The sequence below is a fragment of the Pedobacter sp. JY14-1 genome (assembly GCF_029269825.1).
In the GTDB taxonomy this organism is placed as follows: Bacteria; Bacteroidota; Bacteroidia; order Sphingobacteriales; family Sphingobacteriaceae; genus Pedobacter.
Window position 1 is genome coordinate 337,873 of the sequence record NZ_JARJHU010000005.1, and the last position, 18,792, is coordinate 356,664.

Here is an 18,792-nt window from a genome sequence, read left to right on the forward strand (position 1 = left end):
TCTATGAAAGCTATTGCCTGGCTTACCCCCGCTCCCATTCTGTTATTGTTTTTTTGCAACAGCTTATATGCTCAGCAGCCCTCCGGGACAGGCATACAGGAAAATGAGAAGCCAACATTAACCTTAGCTGCGTTATACAGCAACAATGTCAATTATTACGGGCAGTCGACAGCCGAAAGACTTCCTTATGTACTGGCCAATGCTACTTTAAGACTACCGTCTGGACTTTACTTTTCAGCCGGTGGCTACCAGTTGTTGAATGTAGGCGGAGGCTTGTCAGAGACCGATCTGGGGCTTGGTTATGACCATGATTTCAATGAGCACTTCAGTGCCGGCCTGGCTTATACCCGTTCTTTTTTCCCAAAGAACTCACCGCTTTTACAAGCCTCAAATCCCAATAACATCAGTTTAAGTTCCAGTTACAACTGGGCGTGGTCCAAAAGTGTCCTCTCTGCCGATTACGCGTTTGGCGAAGAGAACGATCTTTTCCTCACAATTACGCAATCAAAGGATATAGAGCTCGGCACCTTGTTCAGCAGTGAGGATATGATATCAGTTGAACCGGCTATCGAATTCGTCGGCGGTACACAACATTTTCTTACTACCTATCAGCGGGAAAAAGAGAAACGGAACAACGGAAAGGGACAGGGCAGCAACAAGCCTGCAACCGAAACCATCACAGAATCCCACACCAGCTTCAATATGCTCAGTTACAATTTTCGGATACCGGTCAGTTACAGTCGTGCCAGTTATATGGCTGAAGCCGGTTACCAGTTTTCAGTTATCGGAAGGGATGCCGCAACTGAGACCAAACGATACCAGCACTACCTGAACCTCGCATTTTATTACCAGTTTTAGCACCCGGAATAGATGAAAGTACTCATCATAGAAGACGAAAAAACCCTGGCCTATGAAATGGAAACCTTCCTGAAAAGGGCCTTCTATATCTGCGATCTTGCCCATACGTGTGTTCAGGCGAAAGAACAGATCGCTGTGAACGGGTATGACTTCATCCTTCTCGATCTTGGTTTGCCAGATGGTGACGGACTTGATCTCCTCTCTTTAGCAAGAAAACAAAACCCGGACGCTGCTTACATTATCCTTACTGCCCGCGGCAACCTGGAAGATCGTATTAAGGGGCTGGATCTGGGTGCTGACGATTATCTTCCCAAACCCTTTTCATTATTAGAACTCCAGTCGCGCATGCAGGCTATTGCACGGCGGAAGTTCAGCATCAGTGAAGAGACCATCCCCCTTGGCGATTTCCAGGTTAACCTGCAAAAACGGATATTACTCCACGGCAATAGCGAAATCGAACTTTCCAGGAAGGAATTTGACCTGCTTAGTTATTTACTGCTCCATAAGAACCGGGTGCTGACCCGTATGCAGTTAAGTGAGCACATCTGGGGCACCTTTGCCGATGACGATTATGACTCCAACTATATCGACGCCCACATCAAGAACATCCGTAAAAAACTCAATGTCTTTGCCGGGACAGAATGGCTTGAAACAGTGCGCGGAGTAGGATACCGCATCAGGAAATAAACAAACAGCACATGAAGTTATCGGCCAAACTTATCTACTACATTACCGGTTCCAAGGTGGCCATTGCCCTGCTCTTCATTATTTCTTTGCCTTTCCTCATATCCGGGATCGCATCACAGTACACCAATTACTCATTACGCGACCAGCAAAGAAAAGTGATGACCAGCATCCGCAAAAATGGCGTGTCATTTTATCTGCAGGGCGATTCGAGTTACGGCAGCTATACCATGCTCAAACAAGAGTATATTGCCCTGGAACCGGTTTCCGATACAACAAGTACCGATACCATCAGGACAACCAGGCGTATTGTAGAACAGGATACCCTCAGCTATAGGGTACTCAGCTATACCTTCAGGGAAGGTAACAAAAATTACCTCCTTGAGATCGGAAAAACCACCGCGAGTATCAATCAATACAACAAACCGCTTCAGCGGATCGCACTCTATATGCTGATGGGCCTTATAGCTATTACCCTGCTCGTTGACCTAATTTTTACCCGTATCCTCATCCGTCCGCTTGGTCAGATCATCAGGACCAAGCTCATCAACCGGAAATTCCCTTTCAAAGAACCGGTAGCGCCGGTGAAAACAACCACACAAGACTTCCGGTACCTGGATCAATCACTTATGAGTTTAATGGAGCAGATCAGTGCCGATTTCCAGAAAGAACGGGAGTTTACCGCCAATGCATCACACGAGTTAATGACTCCTATCAGTATCCTGCAAACGAAGATGGAAAACCTGCTCGCAGAAGAACATATTACCGAAGAGATGTCTATGGCCGTGATTGCGATGATGAAGACGCTGGGCAGGCTTAAAAAAATATCTTCATCATTGCTGTTTATATCCCGAATTGAGAACGATCAGTTTGCCAGAACAGATCATGTCCGGCCTGCCATACTGATTGCCGAAGTAGTAGAGGAAATCGGGCACAGACTGGAAGAAAAAAAACTTCACCTGGAAATTAACCTTTCTCCCGACGTTGTATTGACTGAAGTCAACCAGGACCTCATGTTCCAGTATTTCTATAACCTGATCAATAATGCCATCAAATACAATAGATACGGCGGAAGTATCAGCATTACAGATCAGAGGACCCCGCAGGCTTACACCATAACCGTCAGCGATACCGGCATAGGCATTCCTCAGGAAGAACTTCCCTTTATATTTGACCGTTTCCGCAAAACAAACCTGGGCACTACTACCGGCTATGGACTCGGATTGTCTATTGTTAAGAGTATCGCAGTTTACCACGGCTTTGAGATCAGGGCAAGTTCAAAGACAGGAACAGGCAGTAGCTTTGTCAGTATTTTTTCAGGTGCAATATAATCTTCAGAGCGCCCGGATTCATACGTTCATTACCCGGACTGAGTACCAGATTTAGGCAATACGAAGTGCATTGTCGTACCGGTCCCTTCCTCACTGTCGCACCAGATGCTGCCACCATGCCACTGAATGATCTGTTTAACGATGGAGAGACCGAGGCCGACTGATGGCTCTCCATTTAGTCCGTTACGCCCCGCATCACTGAACCGTTCAAAAAGTGTTGGCAGCTTATCCGGGGGAATACCCAGGCCGCTGTCCGAAAAATCAAATCTAACCTGGTCATCCAGTTCACTAATCGTAAGCATGATCGAGTCGCCTTCCCTGGTAAATTTAAGTGAATTTGACATCAGGTTATTCAGCACCTGCATAAACTTGGCATCGTCGATATCCATGAAAATATGCTCAGCGGAAGCAGAAAGGCCGATCTTGCGTCCTACTGTCTCAGAAACCATATATTCATCGAGATATTCTGTGATCATTTTTACAATATCTGTACGCTTACGGACCAGCACCAGCTCCGTGGTTTCCAGGAATTCTCTGGTCAGCAGGTCATTGATCAGCCGGAGTGAAGATTCAAGAATACTTTTGACACTATAGGCCTGATCGAGCATCTTGCCATCGGTCATCTGCTTTTGCATTACTTCCAGTAACGTTCGGGCTATATTCAGAGGGCCCCGTAGATCATGACCCAGCATGTGCAATACAGAGTTTTTCTTATTGGCATATTTCAGGATAGACTCATTGTGTTCCGTCTCACCGGTAATGTCTTCGGCAGATCCCACTATCAGAAAATCGTTTCCCTGGCTTGTTAAGATAGGGACGATGCGCAACACGCTGTATTTATTATCATTAATCACACGGATGGTTACGGAACCTGTAAATGTGTTGCGGCGTAATCCCGGATATATTCCTTTAAACACCTGGATATCCTCATGATGTATCTGGCCGACGATGGGTGCTAAATCTGCTTCTACTTTGTCCAGTCCGAAGAGATCAGCAAGCATAGGATGCATAAAACTGAACCGACCGGCTGCGACGTCATATACAAAATGGACATTGGCCGAAAACCGAAGCCGCTCTCGCATGGATGCGTCATATTCCATAGATGGTAAAGCTGTTTACTGCAATAACAGTGATTTATCTGGAAATGTTCTTGAAAGCTCATACAACATGCAACTGAACCAGATCAAAAGGCTTCATAGTTAAATCGCTGTACACGTGTACTGTTTGTAAAATTGACTGTGATCCCGCTTACCAAACCTTCCTCATTAAATTCCAGACGGGGTTTATAGACTGATGCATCCCGAAGAAAGGGTTTGACAGAGGTGAGTTGCCAGACGTTTGCATTGTATTGCTCTGCGCCTACGCCAGGCAGGTCTACATGATACAATGGGTTCGGCCTGCTGTCAAATTCTGTGGTTATTTCTGATAACTGTACAGGAGCGTAATTACGGAATTCAAGCACCCTGCACTTAACAAGATTGCCTGCATGATCAGGTGTATAGCTGGATTCACTGCGGTATGCCCCGTCAGCAGTCCGGTAATAGACCTCCTTCACCAAATGACCGGCATCATTGAAGGTAAAAGTACTTTTAGCTGCCCAGGCGCTGTCCGGAAAGAGTCTTTTCGCAGTGATGCTTAACTCCATTGCAGAAGACCATAAATATTCAACTACCAGTACCGGATGAAAAGGATCCCCATTACCCGCACGGGCCTTGACCTCGATTCGGCTCAATGTGTCTCCCTGGTAAAAATAAGTATGCTGTTCCCTGTTCTGATTGTCAGAATTCATCCCGATAACCGTACTGATTTTCCCACCCTGGTAGAAAAGAAAATAGGTGTAATCGTTGTTGCGATAACTTTTAAGCCGGTATTTCTTCACCGTTTCAGTCAGTGGTTTAGTTTCCTTTTTACAGGACAAGATGAAGACTGGCAAAGCCAGCATAATGACCAGATATCTACTGAATTTGAGCATAGATGATAATCCCGTGGCTTTCCCCGTTCAGAAGATAAATATAGTATTGTTTATGAAAGAAACCCACGCTATAGTTAAAGTTCCTTTTACTATTGTCAGTATCTACCAGAGGGACTATCATGACCTAACGGTACTGGTATCGGTAACAGATGTATCTCTTCCTATTACCCGTCGTATCAGACGGAGTGCCTGACCTGTTTATTAAAACAGAAAGACCAGTAACAATCCTGTGTAAATACTTGCACCATACTCTGGATGATACTTAGTTATCTAAACCTTTTAAAACATAAAAGCAGATATCGGTACGAATCCTGAATCCCAGCCTGTGGTATAATGCTACCGCCCTGGCATTGTCTGTCCTGACATGTAAATAAGGCGTATTACCTGTAGCAACGATATCACGTATAACAGAATGGATAAGGCTTCGCGCATATCCTTTCCCACTATGTTCCGGGTGAGTACATACAGCACTGATCTCCGTATAACCTCCTGACTTTAAACGCTGGCCGGCCATCGCCACAAGAATATTACCCTCAAAGATCCCTTTATACCCGCCAAAAGCAATTGTCCGTTCCGTAAAAGGACCCGGTTGGGCGAGTTGCGTCAAGGCCAGCATTGCAGGGACATCTTCATCGGCCAGAGAGACCGGATCACTTCCTACTATAGCTTTTGGAAGTATTCCCTCAAATACCATCTGATAGCCGGGAATTTTTGCTATAGTCTCAAAAGGTAAGGTATCAAGATTTGCCTTCGGTGAAAACATCACCACCACCCTATTACTTTCTGTCCTATTATAAAGCTCCCTGAAATTTTCCGGTGTATCCTCTTTAACCGCCCCAAATGGAGCAATATCAAGGTCAAACAACTTTACCTGGTCTGTCCCGCTACCTAAAGCTGAATTATCTGAACAAAGCGCAGACCAGATCGGGTTGTCTAACAATGCTGTCCTGTCAATCATCCGGCAAAGATAAAGATATGCGCAGTTTCTGCTAATTTGTATCTTTCTTACCAGGTAGGATATTTTTCCGGTAGTCAGGTAGGCTACTTCGCTTAACGAATAACGATCATTTTCCATCAATTGAATAGCTTTGTCGATCCGGAGCTTACGCATGTATTCGCCAAAGGAAAGATTATCAAAATATTTGGAGAACTCCCTGGACAGATAGGCTGGGTTGATCTCCAGTTCCTCAGAGGCCTGTTGCAAACTGAACGTCATGTTAGTGTCCAACTGATCCTGAATCATTTCCTTCAGACCCGCTGACTGGGCCGCAAAATCATAACGGTCTGTATCTGCCCCCCGGACAATAGCTGCGATCCGGTCTAATGCTTCATCCTTCAGCCAGTTGGACCAAAATACGTATTACTACCTGATTCTCAGAATAAAACGCAAAAGCGTCTGAGTTAATACGGATTCAACTCAAAGTGTTGATGATTAACAAAATAACTACTAGTCACCAGCGTATTGTATACGAGTAGCATGTTTTTTAGGGTTGATAAAAGGGAGCACCGGATGGAACTCCCTTTTTTAGTCAAAATCATCGGCTAGAGCCCCCAAACAAAAACACATAACTCCATGTTTCAACTATAATACAACATAAAAACAAACATGATGAAGATACAAATCAACACGGACAGGAACATCGACGGGAATGAGCGTTTACAGGGATACTTTGATAGCAAAATTACCGCTGCATTCAGCAGGTTTGAGCGCCACATTACCAGCATTATTATACATTTAAGTGATGAAAATGCAGGAAAAAGCGGACCTGATGACAAACGGTGTGCTTTAGAAGTTCGTGCAGATTCAATCAATCCTCACACTGTAAGTGCTAGTGCTGATACTCTGGACAAAGCTGTAGACGGCGCGATCGCAAAAATGAAACGGGTACTCGAGACCGAATTCGGAAAGTTGAATGAAGTCAGGTAGTAATAAATATCTCAACTTTAATCACTTTACATGGACCTGCTCAGCTTAGTTCATTCAAGTTTATTCAGTTGTGTTTAAATTCGAAAGGCTGATATAACCGGAACCTGGCTGGTTTACCGTCCCTTAGGCCGGGTGTATATGGAGGCAAGAGCTTTAGTATTCTTACCACTTCAGATTTCACCTCTGCCGGACCGACACCGGTGACATTCCAGGAAGATACCGTGCCGTCCTTTTCGATGACTCTGGCTACTTCCAATTTGGTATATATCTTGTTTTCCTGCATAATCTTGGAAGAAATAAAATGCTTATGGAAAAAGCTATTGTACTCCTGCATGCTCAGCGCCATTTGTGGCAGGATCAGCTCATGTCCGTCAGACCCTGTACGGTCATCATATATGGTGGTGTCTGCGACCTGGGTTAGCGGAGACTCAGTTTGAGCAAACCCCTGGCGGCCGCCTGCAAACAATAGCAATATCAGGAAGCAAAGTGATGTAAGGCTTTTCATAATACCGGTTTTTACTGAAGATAACGCTTCTGTGGCTAATAAACAATTCAAAGCAGATAAATCGTTATACTGATCATTATACAGAATCAGTTCACACGGTGTTTAACAGCGTACGGATGCTCAATGGAAAGGGTTAATTCCGGGTTGACTTTCAGCGGTAAATACCCGGTAACGTCGAACAAATTGTCACCCTACTTGTTTTTACACCAAAATTAAGACCATGAACAGAACCGTTGGATTGATATTAATTGTACTAGGTGTCGTTATGCTTGTTTGGACAGGTTTCACATACACCAAGAAAGAAAAAATCGTGGACGCTGGTCCAATCCAGATTTCAGCCGATAAAGAAAAGTCCGTCAACTGGCCACCTTACGCTGGCGGATTGCTGTTGATTGGCGGGATCATCATTTTTGCTACCGCAAAGAAATCAGGGTAACTGACACTATAAACAAAGTTAAATGACACGCTAAACAAAACCTGCCTTTCGGCAGCCGCCTAAATTTGTCTTAACATTCAATCAAAAACAGAATGAAAAAGAACAATTATCAAGGCGCACTGCAACACCCACTAGGTTCAGGTTTTAATGCTACCTCGACAGCAACAGAAGTAATCAAAGGCATTGACCTTACAGGAAAAATCGCCATCGTCACCGGTGGTAACACCGGAATTGGCCTGGAAACTACAAAAGTACTGGCAGCAGCGGGAGCAACGGTTATCGTACCGGCAAGAGATATTGAAAAGGCGAGGAAAAACCTGCAGGGCATTCCAAATGTGGAAATCGAAACCATGGATCTTGCCAAGCCTGAAACCATCGACGCATTCGCCGAAAAATTCCTGGCATCCTGCCGACCACTACATTTGTTGATCAACAACGCAGGGATCATGTGGGTACCTTTGCAAAGAGATAGTCGCGGTTTCGAATCCCAGTTATCAACCAATTACTTTGGCCAGTTCCAGTTGGTGGCGAGGCTATGGCCTGCATTAAAAGATGCCACCGGAGCACGTGTAGTCAATGTATCCTCACTGGGACACCACATGGCCCCGTTTGATTTCGATGACCCGAACTTCGGACATAGGGAATATCAGACGTTGTTGAGTTACGGACAGTCAAAAACAGCCAGTAACCTATTTGCACTTGAACTGGATAACCGGGCAAAATCACATCAGGTAAGGGCATATTCATTACATCCGGGTTCAATCGCAGGAACAGAATTGGCAAGAGATGCAGACCCGGAACTGTTCAAACAGATGGGCTTTTTTGATGAACATGGAAATATGCGGCCGGAAATACTTGCCAGCCTGAAGACTATACCGCAAGGTGCAGCAACCTCAGTATGGGTTGCCACCAGTCCATTACTTAACAATATCGGCGGTGTTTACTGCGAAGACGCAGATATAGCCGAACTGCTTACAGAAGATCCTTCGTTTAAAACCAAAGCTAAGCTACACCAAAGTGGCGTAATGCCCTATTCGTTGGATGAAAGCAATGCCAAAAAGCTATGGGATCTGACTCAGGAAATGACAGGAATAGAGTTTAATATAAATTAAACCATGTAAAAAAATAATAATTTTATAGCTTTTATAGCAATGCAGCATATATCCAAATACCTGACCAAAGACATCAAGCTTTCCAGTTATGAAGATAAGCTATTCAAGTCTGACCTGATATTTGATGATCATATGCTGGTGTGGTTTATTTCCGGAGAAACCAAGATCATACAGGCCGAATCCACCTTCAGCTTCAAAACAGGCGATATCTTCCTGATCCCACGGAATGAACTTGCCACGATTATCAATTATCCAAAAAATGGCCTGCCACATCAGACCGTAGTCATGCATTTGTCCACGGAGCGGCTAAAAAAGTTCTACGAAAAAATTGACTACGCTAAAAAAATACAGCCCAGGCAGAAAATATACTGCTTCAGCAATCACCCCTTGCTGGAAAGCTGCCTGGCTTCGCTGATACCCTATTTCGAGCTGAAAGGTCAATTTCCGGAAAGTCTCGCCACACTTAAAATCGAAGAGGCCATTAGTATCCTAAGGCTGATCGATCCGAGTGTGGACAGCGTTTTAGCCAATTTTGATGTTCCGGGCAAGATCGATCTTATCGATTTTATGCAGCGCAACTTTATGTTCAACATGTCGCTGGAAAAACTGGGTTATCTAACAGGCCGCAGCCTGTCAACCTTCAACAGGGATTTCAGGAAGTTATTCAATACCACTCCTCAAAAGTGGCTGACAGATAAAAGATTGGAACTGGCCTATTATCATCTGGTAGAAAAAAAGAAAAAACCGACAGAGATTTATCTGGAAGTCGGTTTTGAAGACCTCTCCCATTTTTCCTATATCTTTAAAAAGAAATACGGAGTTTCGCCCAATATGCTTTCCAGATCTTAGCAACGACATCAGGTAAAAGAGCAGTACATTTGCAAAAAATTAACCGAGAAAAGAATGCGAAAAATTTCACTTTTCATTGCGATGAGCCTGGATGGTTATATTGCAAAACCCAACGATGACCTGAGCTTTTTGAAAATGGTAGAAAAAGAAGGAGAAGATTATGGCTACGCGGATTTTACTTCCCATATCGATACTATAGTTATTGGCAGGAAAACATATGACTATGTAGTCAGCGAAATCGGGGCATCCCACTACGACAATGGACAAAGAGATATCTATGTCATCACCAGAACCGACAGACCGAAAGTCGGCAGAACAACTTTCTATACAGGCAGCTTAACCGCTTTGGTTGATCATTTAAAATCGGAAAACGGCAAAAACATCTATTGCGACGGTGGAGCAGAAATCATCAACGAACTATTGAAGCATGACTTGATTGACGAGTTTATAATCTCGGTTATTCCAGTTTTATTGGGCAATGGCACACGACTATTTAAAGATGGAAGACCTGAGCAGACACTCCAGTTTATTACAGCCAAGACATTTGATACAGGATTGTCGCAACTGCATTACAAGCGCAAAAAGTAGTAACTTACTTTTACTAGCAACTCATCCTGTAATCTTTAAAGATTGTATCAATCCATCGGCAATCTCTAAGTGATAACTCAATACGATAGGGCTTCCGGCAAATTTCCCCGAGGTATTTGCCCTTAAAATGCTTTCCGATCCTTTTTCTTCAAAACTGACCGGCGCTATGGTAGCCTTGTATCGCGTGTTGGCATCCGCGATCCAAAGTGTGATCTCTTTTCGTCCTCTGTGCGTTTTGCCTTCATCATGGACCACGGCCGTTTAAGAGAAGCAATTTGCGTAAGCAATGCTATCAAAGCTGTTTTGTGTTTTTACTAAATCCGATACTACTCTTGGTAAGTTCATAATTCTTTATTTTGGTTTATTAAATAGTTGGTACCGTTCCGCCGTCAATGACAAAATTTGTTCCTGTTAGATAACTGGCCCTCGGCGAAACGAGGAAACCAATTAATTCAGCTACTTCATCTGGTTCAGCGGGTCTGCCGTAAGGTATTCCACCTAAGGCGTCCATTACACTTTGCTGGGCTTCTTCTACAGTACTATTTGCATTTCTCGCGATCTCACCCAACCAGGCTACCGATGCTGTGGTATTTATCCATCCCGGCGAAACAGTGAGCACGCGGACACCTTTTGGCGCAACTTCATTCGATAAGCTTTTACTGTAATTGATCAATCCTGCTTTCGAAGCTGCGTACGGCAAGGTCGAATCATACAGCGGCAATTTGCCCTGGATGGAAGCGATGTGAATGATAACACCACTTTTCCGATCGATCATTTGTGGTAAAAATCCTCTGTCAAGCCTGACGGGAGCAAGTAGGTTAGCTTGCAGTGTAGATAGCCAATCCCCATCGTTCAACACTGAAAAACCACCGGCGGGTGTGGAGGAACCACCAAGGTTGTTGACCAGGATATCCAGTCTGCCATAGGTTGACAGCACTTCGCTGATTACTTTTTGCGCATCTTCTGCCTTGCTCAGGTCAGCAGGAATAAAATGCAGACTGCTGTTTTCTTTTTCAGGAGCATTCCTTGCAGTGATCACTACCGTTGCACCACCTTGCAACAGCCTTTCTGCAATTGCCTTTCCGGCTCCTTTTGTACCTCCTGTTACCAGGGCAATTTTGCATGACAGTTCATTTTGATAATCCATTTTGATTGTCTTTTAAATTTCTTTGTACAAATCTCTGAAGTACATTAGCGCCTCACAAGTACGGAGTTACGATTCAGATAGGGATAAGTTTTTCCCCTATTGCTCAACATGGGATATAGGTTTAATTTTGCGATATGTATGAAAGGAAAGTAATACCGAACCTGAATTGCGGACTCGACCTGATAGGTGAAGTACTGTATGGCAAATGGAAGATACGCCTGCTTTGGTTTATCGATCAGGGACATAAACGCCCAAGCGAACTGCAACGCAAAATACCCGATGCTTCACGCAGGGTATTGAACATGCAGTTGAATGAATTGGAAAGACACGAACTGGTTACCAGAAAAATCTATCCTGTTGTGCCGCCGAAAGTAGAATACAGCCTTACTGAATTTGGTAAGACAATTATTCCCCTGATTGCCGCATTAGGACAATGGGGCGATGAACATCAAGACCGTTTACGGGATGCAATCTTAAAACAAATTAAAACTTCGGAACTGGACGACACTAATCAGGATTCCGCATTTTATGCTGTCGGTAACGCGCCACCATCTACATAATAATTAGTTCCGGTAATGTACCTGGCCTCCGGAGAAACCAAAAAAGCTATCAGACTAGCAATTTCCTCAGGCTCGGCCATTCTGCCTATAGGAACTCCAACCTTGTCCATCACACCTTTAAAAGCATCATCAACGGTAATATTTGAAGAATCTGCAATATTTTCTATAAAATCCATCATTAGCTGTGTTTTTACAACACCTGGTGAGACGACGTTGACACGTATCCCTTTCGGCGCCAATTCATTTGCCAAGGCCTTGCTATATGTGTTCAATGCGGCTTTTGCAGAAGAATAGGACATTGTCATCTCCCAGATTGGCAATTTTGCGGCACCGGTAGAAATATTGACGATTACACCCCTATTTTGTTTAATCATCGCAGGTAATAGTACCTTATTAATTCTGACAACAGATAGAAAATTTAATTGCCAGTCATTATACCAATGTTCATCCGAAAGTGTATCAAAGCCGCCACCCGGGCTTAAATTAGCCCCTGCATTGTTGACAATAATATCTATCCTGCCATATTTTTCAATAATTTCTTTAGCTATAGCTGCAGCATTTTGTGCTTGGGTAAGGTCAGCCGCGATGAAATAATGTCCATTTATGTTTTCTTTTGGTGCAGTTCGTGCAGTTACGACCACCTGAGCACCTCTGCTACTTAGTTTATCAGCAATGGCTTTACCAATGCCTTTTGTTCCGCCGGTTACAAGAGCGACCTGCCCTTTTAATGTTTTTTCCATAATTTTTATTTAAAAATGAGTTGTAAAGTAAAACATGTTACTTTACTTTTGAAAGTAGGAACACTTATGTATAGTGATACCATATGGTAAAGCTTTGCTGTAGATCAGATCATTATGAAAGAAAAAAAAATTAAAAAAAATGATGAACGCTGCGCACTTCAGGAAATTTTAGATGTAATCGGCGGAAAATGGTCAATGTCAATTATCTACGCGCTATTTCAAGGTAAAAAGCGTTTCAGCGAATTAGAGCGAATGATACCAAAAATTAATACCCGCATGTTGGTAAAGGAATTGAAGAATATGGAAGCAAATGGAATTGTCACAAGAGACGTTTTTGCAACCGTACCGCCCACAGTAGAATATAACCTTACTCCAAAAGGCAAAAAATTAGAAAATTCAATTAATGAGCTGTATAAATGGGGACTTGAGTATGTAAATTGAAGTTGATGTTAAAAAACTCCCGTCTGGCAGCACTCGAATGCAGAACCAAGAATCCTGGTAAAGCAAATGAAGCAAAACCTGGAAAAAGCATTGGAAAATTATGATGACCCCAAAGAGCAAATAACCGGATTTTAGGCCTTCATAAGATTCAAAGTTCTATCCGTTCACAATTATCTTTTAATTTTAGCGCCACAGAATCAATTAATTGAATATTTTATATATCTTTAAGCGAAAACGTGCTAGCCCGAAAACAAGTACAACCCTATGAAATACAAATTGACACTACTATTTGCCGCAGCAATTTTTATTTTATCCTGCAGCAAAAAAGATCCGGATGAGAATATGAACCCCTGTTCTCCATTGATCCTGGTCACGAAAGTAAGTGGAATGAAGCACGAAAGCAATGGCAGCGTGAGTCCTGTAAACATGATTTTTAGTTATGAATATGGCCGCCCCATTCAAATAACAGATGGCTTGAAAACTACGAAATTCTTCTACGATAGTTCTATTAATTCCGTTTACAAGGTCGAACATACAGATAGTGCCGCATCCCCGGTTAAACGTACGCTATTTCAGGCTTTGAATATATCAGACGCCGGTCCAATACAGGTCAATGAATTTCATTATGAAGGAAATCAGCTGACCTTTGAATCGGTTAACGACTACACCTATACTGACGGACTTGTTTCCAAATTACAGAAAACCTCTGACAATATTGTCCTGACACAAAAATACACGTGGAAGGACGGAAATATGATCACATTCGACAATGGCAAAGGCACGGTGTACCGATATAAATATAACGATAAACTAAATCCATTTGTCAACAGATTTACCAGGTACCAGACAGGGCCTGTTGATTTTACCTCAGCAAACTTAGTTACAGAAATTGAAGAGGTAACAGATGGGGTAAGCAAGATAAGTACAATGACCTACACTTACAACCCGGACGGCTATCCGTTAACGGCAAGATCTGTTAATCAAGAAGGAACGGTGACACTTTATCTTACCTTCGAATACCAGGAATTCAAATCTCCATGTTATTAGTTGGGTATTTCGGCAAAACCTGATCATTCCATCAATTTCCGGGTGTCGCTCAGCAACACTAAAATTTCCTCCTGTTTCAATTGCTGCTCCAGCCTCTCTTTAAGATCAATCCAAAATTCTGTTTCCCTGGCATTGATCAACACCTCATAGATAAGCAATTCATCCAGCTCAGTATCCTGGGCATCCCTTTTCCAGATCCCTTTAGCGGGCGCACGAGAATAGACGGTTACCCCTCTAAAACGCTCCTTCAACTCTTCGCTTAGCTTGCTGTAAAATTGTTGCGGAAAAGGCTGCCCTTGCCTGTCGTTCAAAGGAACAAAAAGCTGCACCAGCATATCCTTCAAATTAGGATTTTCAGATTTTTTGACCATGGCCGACGCCGCTTTGGCACTTATTCTTTCCAGAGGGCTAAATACTTTGCCTGCCTGTTCATTGTAGTTGCTGAAAAAATACTCCAATTCACCCAGCAAACTTTTAGGTAGATCAGACAAATTTTCTACCGCTGCATATTGCCTGGAAACCCCGGCTACCGCAATGAGCCTGTCATTGCGCATCCGCTTGCCGTCGCGCTCCTGCTGCTCCGCTTTAATCGCACCAATGATCCGGCAATCCAGGGCACAGCCCGGAAAAGTAGCAAATTCAGAAATGACCATAATGTCCAATGGATCCCCGTCACCGCCGGTTGTACCAGGAATATAGCCAAAGTCAAATGGAAATACCAAGCCAGCCGGCATAACCTTTTTAAGCTTAAAGCAGCCCAATTTCACATCAAAGTCGTATTTAATGCCCATGCCTTTCGGCGTTTCTATGATTGCCGTAGTCCAGGATGTTTTTTCGTGCTGTTTTTTCATGGAAAGAAGGTGCGTTTCAATTGATCAAACAATTGGCCTGTGGTATAGTTTACTGCCAAGAATATTCAGGAGGGATAATGCTCCTCATCAAGGCTGAAATCCGGCCAGGCACATCAAATTGCAATATCTTACAATGCAGCATCCTCTTTGTCTGCTAACTTAGTGGAAACAAGTGATTCACAATAGTCACACAGCAACCTAAAAACAACAAAAAAATGAAGAAATTTGTCATTGAAAGAGACCTGCCCGGGGCAGGACAACTGTCTGCGGAAGAATTGGCCGCGATATCTGCAACCTCCTGCGCGGTGGTAGACCAGCTGGAAAAGCCCTATCACTGGATCCAATCCTTTGTCACACAGGATAAGATCTATTGCATCCATATCGCCGAAAGTGAAGAGGTTGTAAGAGAACATGCACAAAAAGGTAACTTCCCCGTCACCTCCATTGCCGAGGTGAAGGCCATGATAGATCCAACAACAAGATAATTGTCAATTTGGGCAACGAATGCCATGCCATCCAAGTATTACAAGTTAAACATAGGCGAAGGTCTTGAAGCGCTGTCAGTGAAGAACTACAACAGTTCCTTTCCCTCACACTTCCATCCAACCTATAATATTACCCTGATCTACTACGGTGCCTTCAACACCAGGCTGGACGATAACCTGCTGGTGGCCCCGAGTGGCACCATACTGATCACCAATCCTCAGGAAATCCATTCCAATCCCTTTGACAGAAATGAGAGCGTGTCCTTCTTTACTTTTTACGTGAGTCAGGACTTCCTTGAATATTGCAATCAGAGCAGGTCGATATTTTTTAACCAAAAGGTGATCTACGACCAGGAATTGTTTGCCGATCTGCACCAGTTTGCCAATGTCATAGATCAGGCACATGTCCTTCCCGACTACGAGGAAGGGCTTAGGCAGGTACTTTCTCAACTTGCCATGAGACACGGCGATGAAATGGCAGACTTGCAAGACACCAGGATCAAGTCCCTGTTCGATGAATTCCTCGCGGAGCAAAACCTGAAGAAATTCTCTTTGGAGGAGGCCGCCAGCCGATTTGGCATCGACAAGTTCAAGTTCATCAGGTTGTTCAAGTTACAGACGGGGCTAACACCGAACAACTATTTTATACTCCAACGCATAGAGAAAAGTAAATCGATGCTTAAGCAGGGCAATGAGCTGCTGAGCATCGCCATCGAACTGGGCTTTTATGATGCGGCACATTATTGCAACTACTTCAAAAAATTCACGGGCATCTCCCCCATTGCCTACAGTACCAACCGCTAGTCGAGCAAGTTCCAGAAGAATGAAAAAAATATTTTTCCTGATCGGTTATCTATCCACATTCACGGCCTTTTCACAAACCCTCACCAACCAGCAATACAGAACAGATTTCGATTATTTCTGGAATACCATCAATGACAACTATGCCTATTTCCAAAAGAAAGGCATCGACTGGAACAGCTTAAGGCCAGTCTATCAGGCACAAGTCGACACTGTAAGTACCCGAAATGGCTTTGTCCGCATCCTTGAAAAGGCCATAAATGAACTCTACGACCACCATTGCTCGCTCAACACCAACACCCCCGCCTCAAGCAGGCTGATTCCCACCGGCACCGACCTATGGGCATCATACCACGATGGCAAGCCGGTCATCGACGAGGTGAGAATAGGTATGGGCGCCGATAAGGTCGGCATTCAGGCAGGCATGGAAATCATGGCCATCAACGACCTTGAAGTAGCAAAAGCCATACTGCCCTACCTTGCACATACAAGAACCGCAGAAGCCTGGAACTTTGCCCTTCGCCTGGCACTTGCCGGCAACCATATAGATAAAAGGAAGATCACTGTAAAAACCATCAGCGGAACAAGGGATTTCTTTCCCGACCAGGACGGTTTGTTACTGGAACATATTGAGTATCCGGCGATGGTGCAATCCAAAACTTCCCATGAAATTGACTACATCAAAATCAATAACTTTCTTTACGATAACCAGCTGATCCCCAGATTTGACAGTGTCCTGAATGCATCCCTGGAAAAAAAGGCACTGATCATCGACCTCCGGGAAACTCCCAGCGGGGGAAATACGAGTGTGGCCAGGGCAATCCTCGGGCGCTTCATTTCAAAAGAGCAGTGCTACCAAAAGCATGAGCTTTATGCAGAAGAAAGGGAAACCGGCATCAAGCGCTCCTGGGTAGAGATCGTATCGCCCAGGGGCGTCACCTATAATGGCAAAGTGGTCATCCTGGCCAACCATTGGACCGGCAGCATCAGCGAGGGCATTACCATCGCTTTTGACGGTATGAAAAGAGCCACGGTGATCGGTACAGAATTGGCCAGGCTGAATGGTGCGGTGGAAAGTTTCAGGATGCCCGGCACGAAGATTGGCTTCAACATCTCAACCGAGCGGTTATACCATATCAATGGAACCGCACGTGAATGCTATCAGCCAGCCATCAAAGTTTCCATGGCAAACCAGCACCCCGGAGACGACCCGATCCTGGCTAAAGCCATTGATTTCCTGAAGGCAAAAAAGGATTTTTGACCATACACTAAACATCAATTGATAATTTCACCTTTCTTGTCAGCAAACCTGTCACGAATCCGCTGTATCTGTTCCGGTGTGGTTCTTTGCCATTCTGTTACTTCACCAACAATCTTCAAGGGTTCCGTGCTCCGGTAGGAACGCGTCGGATTACCAGGGAATTTCAAATTAGTCACATTGGGATCATCCTCGAAACTGCCCGTTGGCTCAACAATATACACCCGTTCCGGATTTTCACCTGGGGCTAAAGCAGCAGCCAGGCCAGCCCCACCTGGCAGAGCAGTAAAGTAAATGTGGTTCATCACGAAGTCAGACTGATAATTGGAAACCCGGCCGGCATTCAGTAACTCACCCGTCCTGAGCTGCGCTTTGGTTCCATGATAAAACGGGCCCTTATCAATTGGCTGGCCTGCAGACGTTGTCGCCAGCTCCTTGTGCATGGCTGCTTTCTTTAAATCGCAGACTTCATGATACCATCTCGATAAATTCGTGTGCAGCGAAGGAAAGGCACTCCTCACGGCGTCATTGCCCACCTTCAATGCCAGCTCTAAAGCCCTTTCATACCACAAAATCCTTTCCGAAGCAGTGGGCTGAAGGCGGGCTATAAACCACGCTGCAAGAAATCTTTCGAAGTCGTTGGTCGCGCTATGCCAGCTGTGTAAGAATGTATCTCTGGCTTCTTCAAGTTGTCCCTGTTCTTCTAGTTTCATACCCTGCATGCAGAGCTTAACGATAGCATTGTCCGGATGGAAATCTGTATTCATATTCAGTTAGTTTCTCCAAAAATAGTACCTCAAACCCATAAAAAACCGCTTTTCCAACTATATTTTACCGGACATACAATCACAACAAATTCTGCGTTATACATACAACAGATGGAAATCAACTTCCGCATTTCTGTACCCTCACGAAAACCAACAGCGATCAAGAGTGTTATAGCAACAAATCATTCACTAAAATTCAGTTATTATGGCACGAGGAAGCAAAGTAGAACGCAATTCGGTATCGAATCAACCACATGAGATCAAGTACGAAGCCGGTAAAATGGGCGTTAGCCAGGCAGACATTAAGGAAGCGAAAAAAGGCGGCTCCAACCAGCGCAAGCAGATCGAAAAGAAAATGAAATAAACCAGGCCCCTTTCGGGGCCTTTTTTTTCAGATAGATACAAGAAAACCATGCTAAAACTACCTACCCTA

Annotated in this window: 25 protein-coding genes; 16 read left to right on the forward strand and 9 right to left on the reverse strand. The window is 44.1% G+C overall.

What is annotated here, in order from left to right:
- Positions 1-3 precede the first annotated feature (3 nt).
- Genes P2W84_RS11940 through P2W84_RS11950 form a run of 3 tightly spaced genes read left to right on the forward strand, consistent with a single transcriptional unit; the run spans position 4 to position 2,873 of the window.
- Positions 4-858, forward strand: a complete 855-nt coding sequence (locus P2W84_RS11940; protein ID WP_276090368.1) for a hypothetical protein — start codon at positions 4-6, stop codon at positions 856-858.
- A gap of 12 nt (positions 859-870) precedes the next feature.
- On the forward strand, positions 871-1,545 hold the full coding sequence (locus P2W84_RS11945; RefSeq protein ID WP_276090369.1) for a response regulator transcription factor: 675 nt from the start codon (positions 871-873) through the stop codon (positions 1,543-1,545).
- Positions 1,546-1,556: 11 nt separating this feature from the next.
- On the forward strand, positions 1,557-2,873 hold the full coding sequence (locus tag P2W84_RS11950) for a HAMP domain-containing sensor histidine kinase (protein WP_276090370.1): 1,317 nt from the start codon (positions 1,557-1,559) through the stop codon (positions 2,871-2,873).
- A gap of 29 nt (positions 2,874-2,902) precedes the next feature.
- On the opposite strand, the gene P2W84_RS11955 is transcribed toward P2W84_RS11950, so the two are convergent.
- On the reverse strand, positions 2,903-3,973 hold the full coding sequence (locus tag P2W84_RS11955) for a HAMP domain-containing sensor histidine kinase (RefSeq protein WP_276090371.1): 1,071 nt from the start codon (positions 3,971-3,973) through the stop codon (positions 2,903-2,905).
- 83 nt (positions 3,974-4,056) lie between these two features.
- Complete coding sequence (locus tag P2W84_RS11960; protein WP_276090372.1) at positions 4,057-4,845, reverse strand: hypothetical protein; 789 nt, start codon at positions 4,843-4,845, stop codon at positions 4,057-4,059.
- 52 nt (positions 4,846-4,897) lie between these two features.
- Here P2W84_RS11960 and P2W84_RS11965 point away from each other — a divergent pair, with 52 nt between their 5' ends.
- The gene (locus P2W84_RS11965; RefSeq protein WP_276090373.1) at positions 4,898-5,038 is read left to right on the forward strand and encodes a hypothetical protein; all 141 of its coding nucleotides are present in this window, start codon (positions 4,898-4,900) and stop codon (positions 5,036-5,038) included.
- 69 nt (positions 5,039-5,107) lie between these two features.
- Here the strand turns inward: P2W84_RS11965 and P2W84_RS11970 are convergent, their stop codons facing one another.
- On the reverse strand, positions 5,108-6,061 hold the full coding sequence (locus tag P2W84_RS11970) for a GNAT family N-acetyltransferase (RefSeq protein ID WP_276090374.1): 954 nt from the start codon (positions 6,059-6,061) through the stop codon (positions 5,108-5,110).
- 390 nt (positions 6,062-6,451) lie between these two features.
- On the opposite strand from P2W84_RS11970, the gene P2W84_RS11975 reads away from it, so the two are divergent.
- A complete protein-coding gene (locus P2W84_RS11975) occupies positions 6,452-6,772 on the forward strand; it encodes an HPF/RaiA family ribosome-associated protein (protein WP_276090375.1) in 321 nt (106 codons plus the stop codon).
- A 64-nt stretch (positions 6,773-6,836) separates the two neighbouring features.
- Here P2W84_RS11975 and P2W84_RS11980 read toward each other — a convergent pair whose 3' ends face one another.
- A complete protein-coding gene (locus P2W84_RS11980) occupies positions 6,837-7,277 on the reverse strand; it encodes a hypothetical protein (RefSeq protein WP_276090376.1) in 441 nt (146 codons plus the stop codon).
- A 220-nt stretch (positions 7,278-7,497) separates the two neighbouring features.
- Between P2W84_RS11980 and P2W84_RS11985 the strand changes: the two genes are divergently transcribed.
- The 4 genes from P2W84_RS11985 to P2W84_RS12000 all read left to right on the forward strand — a co-directional run bounded on the left by P2W84_RS11985 (position 7,498) and on the right by P2W84_RS12000 (position 10,262).
- On the forward strand, positions 7,498-7,713 hold the full coding sequence (locus P2W84_RS11985) for a hypothetical protein (RefSeq protein ID WP_276090377.1): 216 nt from the start codon (positions 7,498-7,500) through the stop codon (positions 7,711-7,713).
- Between the two features lie 92 nt (positions 7,714-7,805).
- Positions 7,806-8,825, forward strand: a complete 1,020-nt coding sequence (locus P2W84_RS11990) for an SDR family NAD(P)-dependent oxidoreductase (protein WP_276090378.1) — start codon at positions 7,806-7,808, stop codon at positions 8,823-8,825.
- A 39-nt stretch (positions 8,826-8,864) separates the two neighbouring features.
- Complete coding sequence (locus tag P2W84_RS11995; protein ID WP_276090379.1) at positions 8,865-9,674, forward strand: AraC family transcriptional regulator; 810 nt, start codon at positions 8,865-8,867, stop codon at positions 9,672-9,674.
- Positions 9,675-9,728: 54 nt separating this feature from the next.
- Positions 9,729-10,262, forward strand: a complete 534-nt coding sequence (locus P2W84_RS12000) for a dihydrofolate reductase family protein (protein WP_276090380.1) — start codon at positions 9,729-9,731, stop codon at positions 10,260-10,262.
- A 21-nt stretch (positions 10,263-10,283) separates the two neighbouring features.
- Here P2W84_RS12000 and P2W84_RS12005 read toward each other — a convergent pair whose 3' ends face one another.
- Together P2W84_RS12005 and P2W84_RS12010 are read right to left on the reverse strand one after the other, a co-directional pair.
- On the reverse strand, positions 10,284-10,517 hold the full coding sequence (locus tag P2W84_RS12005; RefSeq protein ID WP_276090381.1) for a nuclear transport factor 2 family protein: 234 nt from the start codon (positions 10,515-10,517) through the stop codon (positions 10,284-10,286).
- 109 nt (positions 10,518-10,626) lie between these two features.
- A complete protein-coding gene (locus tag P2W84_RS12010; protein ID WP_276090382.1) occupies positions 10,627-11,409 on the reverse strand; it encodes an SDR family oxidoreductase in 783 nt (260 codons plus the stop codon).
- Between the two features lie 134 nt (positions 11,410-11,543).
- Between P2W84_RS12010 and P2W84_RS12015 the strand changes: the two genes are divergently transcribed.
- Positions 11,544-11,969, forward strand: coding sequence for a helix-turn-helix domain-containing protein (locus P2W84_RS12015; protein WP_276090383.1), 426 nt, complete (start codon positions 11,544-11,546; stop codon positions 11,967-11,969).
- On the opposite strand, the gene P2W84_RS12020 is transcribed toward P2W84_RS12015, so the two are convergent.
- A complete protein-coding gene (locus tag P2W84_RS12020) occupies positions 11,936-12,709 on the reverse strand; it encodes an SDR family oxidoreductase (RefSeq protein ID WP_276090384.1) in 774 nt (257 codons plus the stop codon). The two genes, P2W84_RS12015 and P2W84_RS12020, sit on opposite strands and share 34 nt — an antisense overlap.
- A 114-nt stretch (positions 12,710-12,823) precedes the next feature.
- Here P2W84_RS12020 and P2W84_RS12025 point away from each other — a divergent pair, with 114 nt between their 5' ends.
- Positions 12,824-13,150 carry a helix-turn-helix domain-containing protein gene (locus tag P2W84_RS12025; protein ID WP_276090385.1) on the forward strand — a complete coding sequence of 109 codons (327 nt, stop codon included), beginning with the start codon at positions 12,824-12,826 and terminating at the stop codon, positions 13,148-13,150.
- Between the two features lie 264 nt (positions 13,151-13,414).
- Positions 13,415-14,197: a hypothetical protein gene (locus P2W84_RS12030; RefSeq protein WP_276090386.1), complete on the forward strand. Its 783-nt coding sequence runs from the start codon at positions 13,415-13,417 to the stop codon at positions 14,195-14,197.
- A 23-nt stretch (positions 14,198-14,220) separates the two neighbouring features.
- On the opposite strand, the gene P2W84_RS12035 is transcribed toward P2W84_RS12030, so the two are convergent.
- A complete protein-coding gene (locus P2W84_RS12035; RefSeq protein WP_276090387.1) occupies positions 14,221-15,048 on the reverse strand; it encodes an inorganic diphosphatase in 828 nt (275 codons plus the stop codon).
- A 215-nt stretch (positions 15,049-15,263) separates the two neighbouring features.
- On the opposite strand from P2W84_RS12035, the gene P2W84_RS12040 reads away from it, so the two are divergent.
- Genes P2W84_RS12040 through P2W84_RS12050 form a run of 3 tightly spaced genes read left to right on the forward strand, consistent with a single transcriptional unit; the run spans position 15,264 to position 17,595 of the window.
- Positions 15,264-15,533 (forward strand): DUF4242 domain-containing protein, encoded by a 270-nt coding sequence (locus P2W84_RS12040; protein ID WP_276090388.1) that lies wholly within the window; start codon positions 15,264-15,266, stop codon positions 15,531-15,533.
- A complete protein-coding gene (locus P2W84_RS12045) occupies positions 15,534-16,337 on the forward strand; it encodes an AraC family transcriptional regulator (RefSeq protein ID WP_276090389.1) in 804 nt (267 codons plus the stop codon). It abuts the gene before it with no gap.
- Between the two features lie 19 nt (positions 16,338-16,356).
- On the forward strand, positions 16,357-17,595 hold the full coding sequence (locus P2W84_RS12050; protein ID WP_276090390.1) for a S41 family peptidase: 1,239 nt from the start codon (positions 16,357-16,359) through the stop codon (positions 17,593-17,595).
- A 14-nt stretch (positions 17,596-17,609) separates the two neighbouring features.
- On the opposite strand, the gene arr is transcribed toward P2W84_RS12050, so the two are convergent.
- Positions 17,610-18,035, reverse strand: a complete 426-nt coding sequence (gene arr / locus P2W84_RS18005) for an NAD(+)--rifampin ADP-ribosyltransferase (protein WP_346348964.1) — start codon at positions 18,033-18,035, stop codon at positions 17,610-17,612.
- Between the two features lie 529 nt (positions 18,036-18,564).
- On the opposite strand from arr, the gene P2W84_RS12060 reads away from it, so the two are divergent.
- Positions 18,565-18,723 carry a hypothetical protein gene (locus tag P2W84_RS12060; RefSeq protein WP_276090392.1) on the forward strand — a complete coding sequence of 53 codons (159 nt, stop codon included), beginning with the start codon at positions 18,565-18,567 and terminating at the stop codon, positions 18,721-18,723.
- Positions 18,724-18,792: the final 69 nt, after the last annotated feature.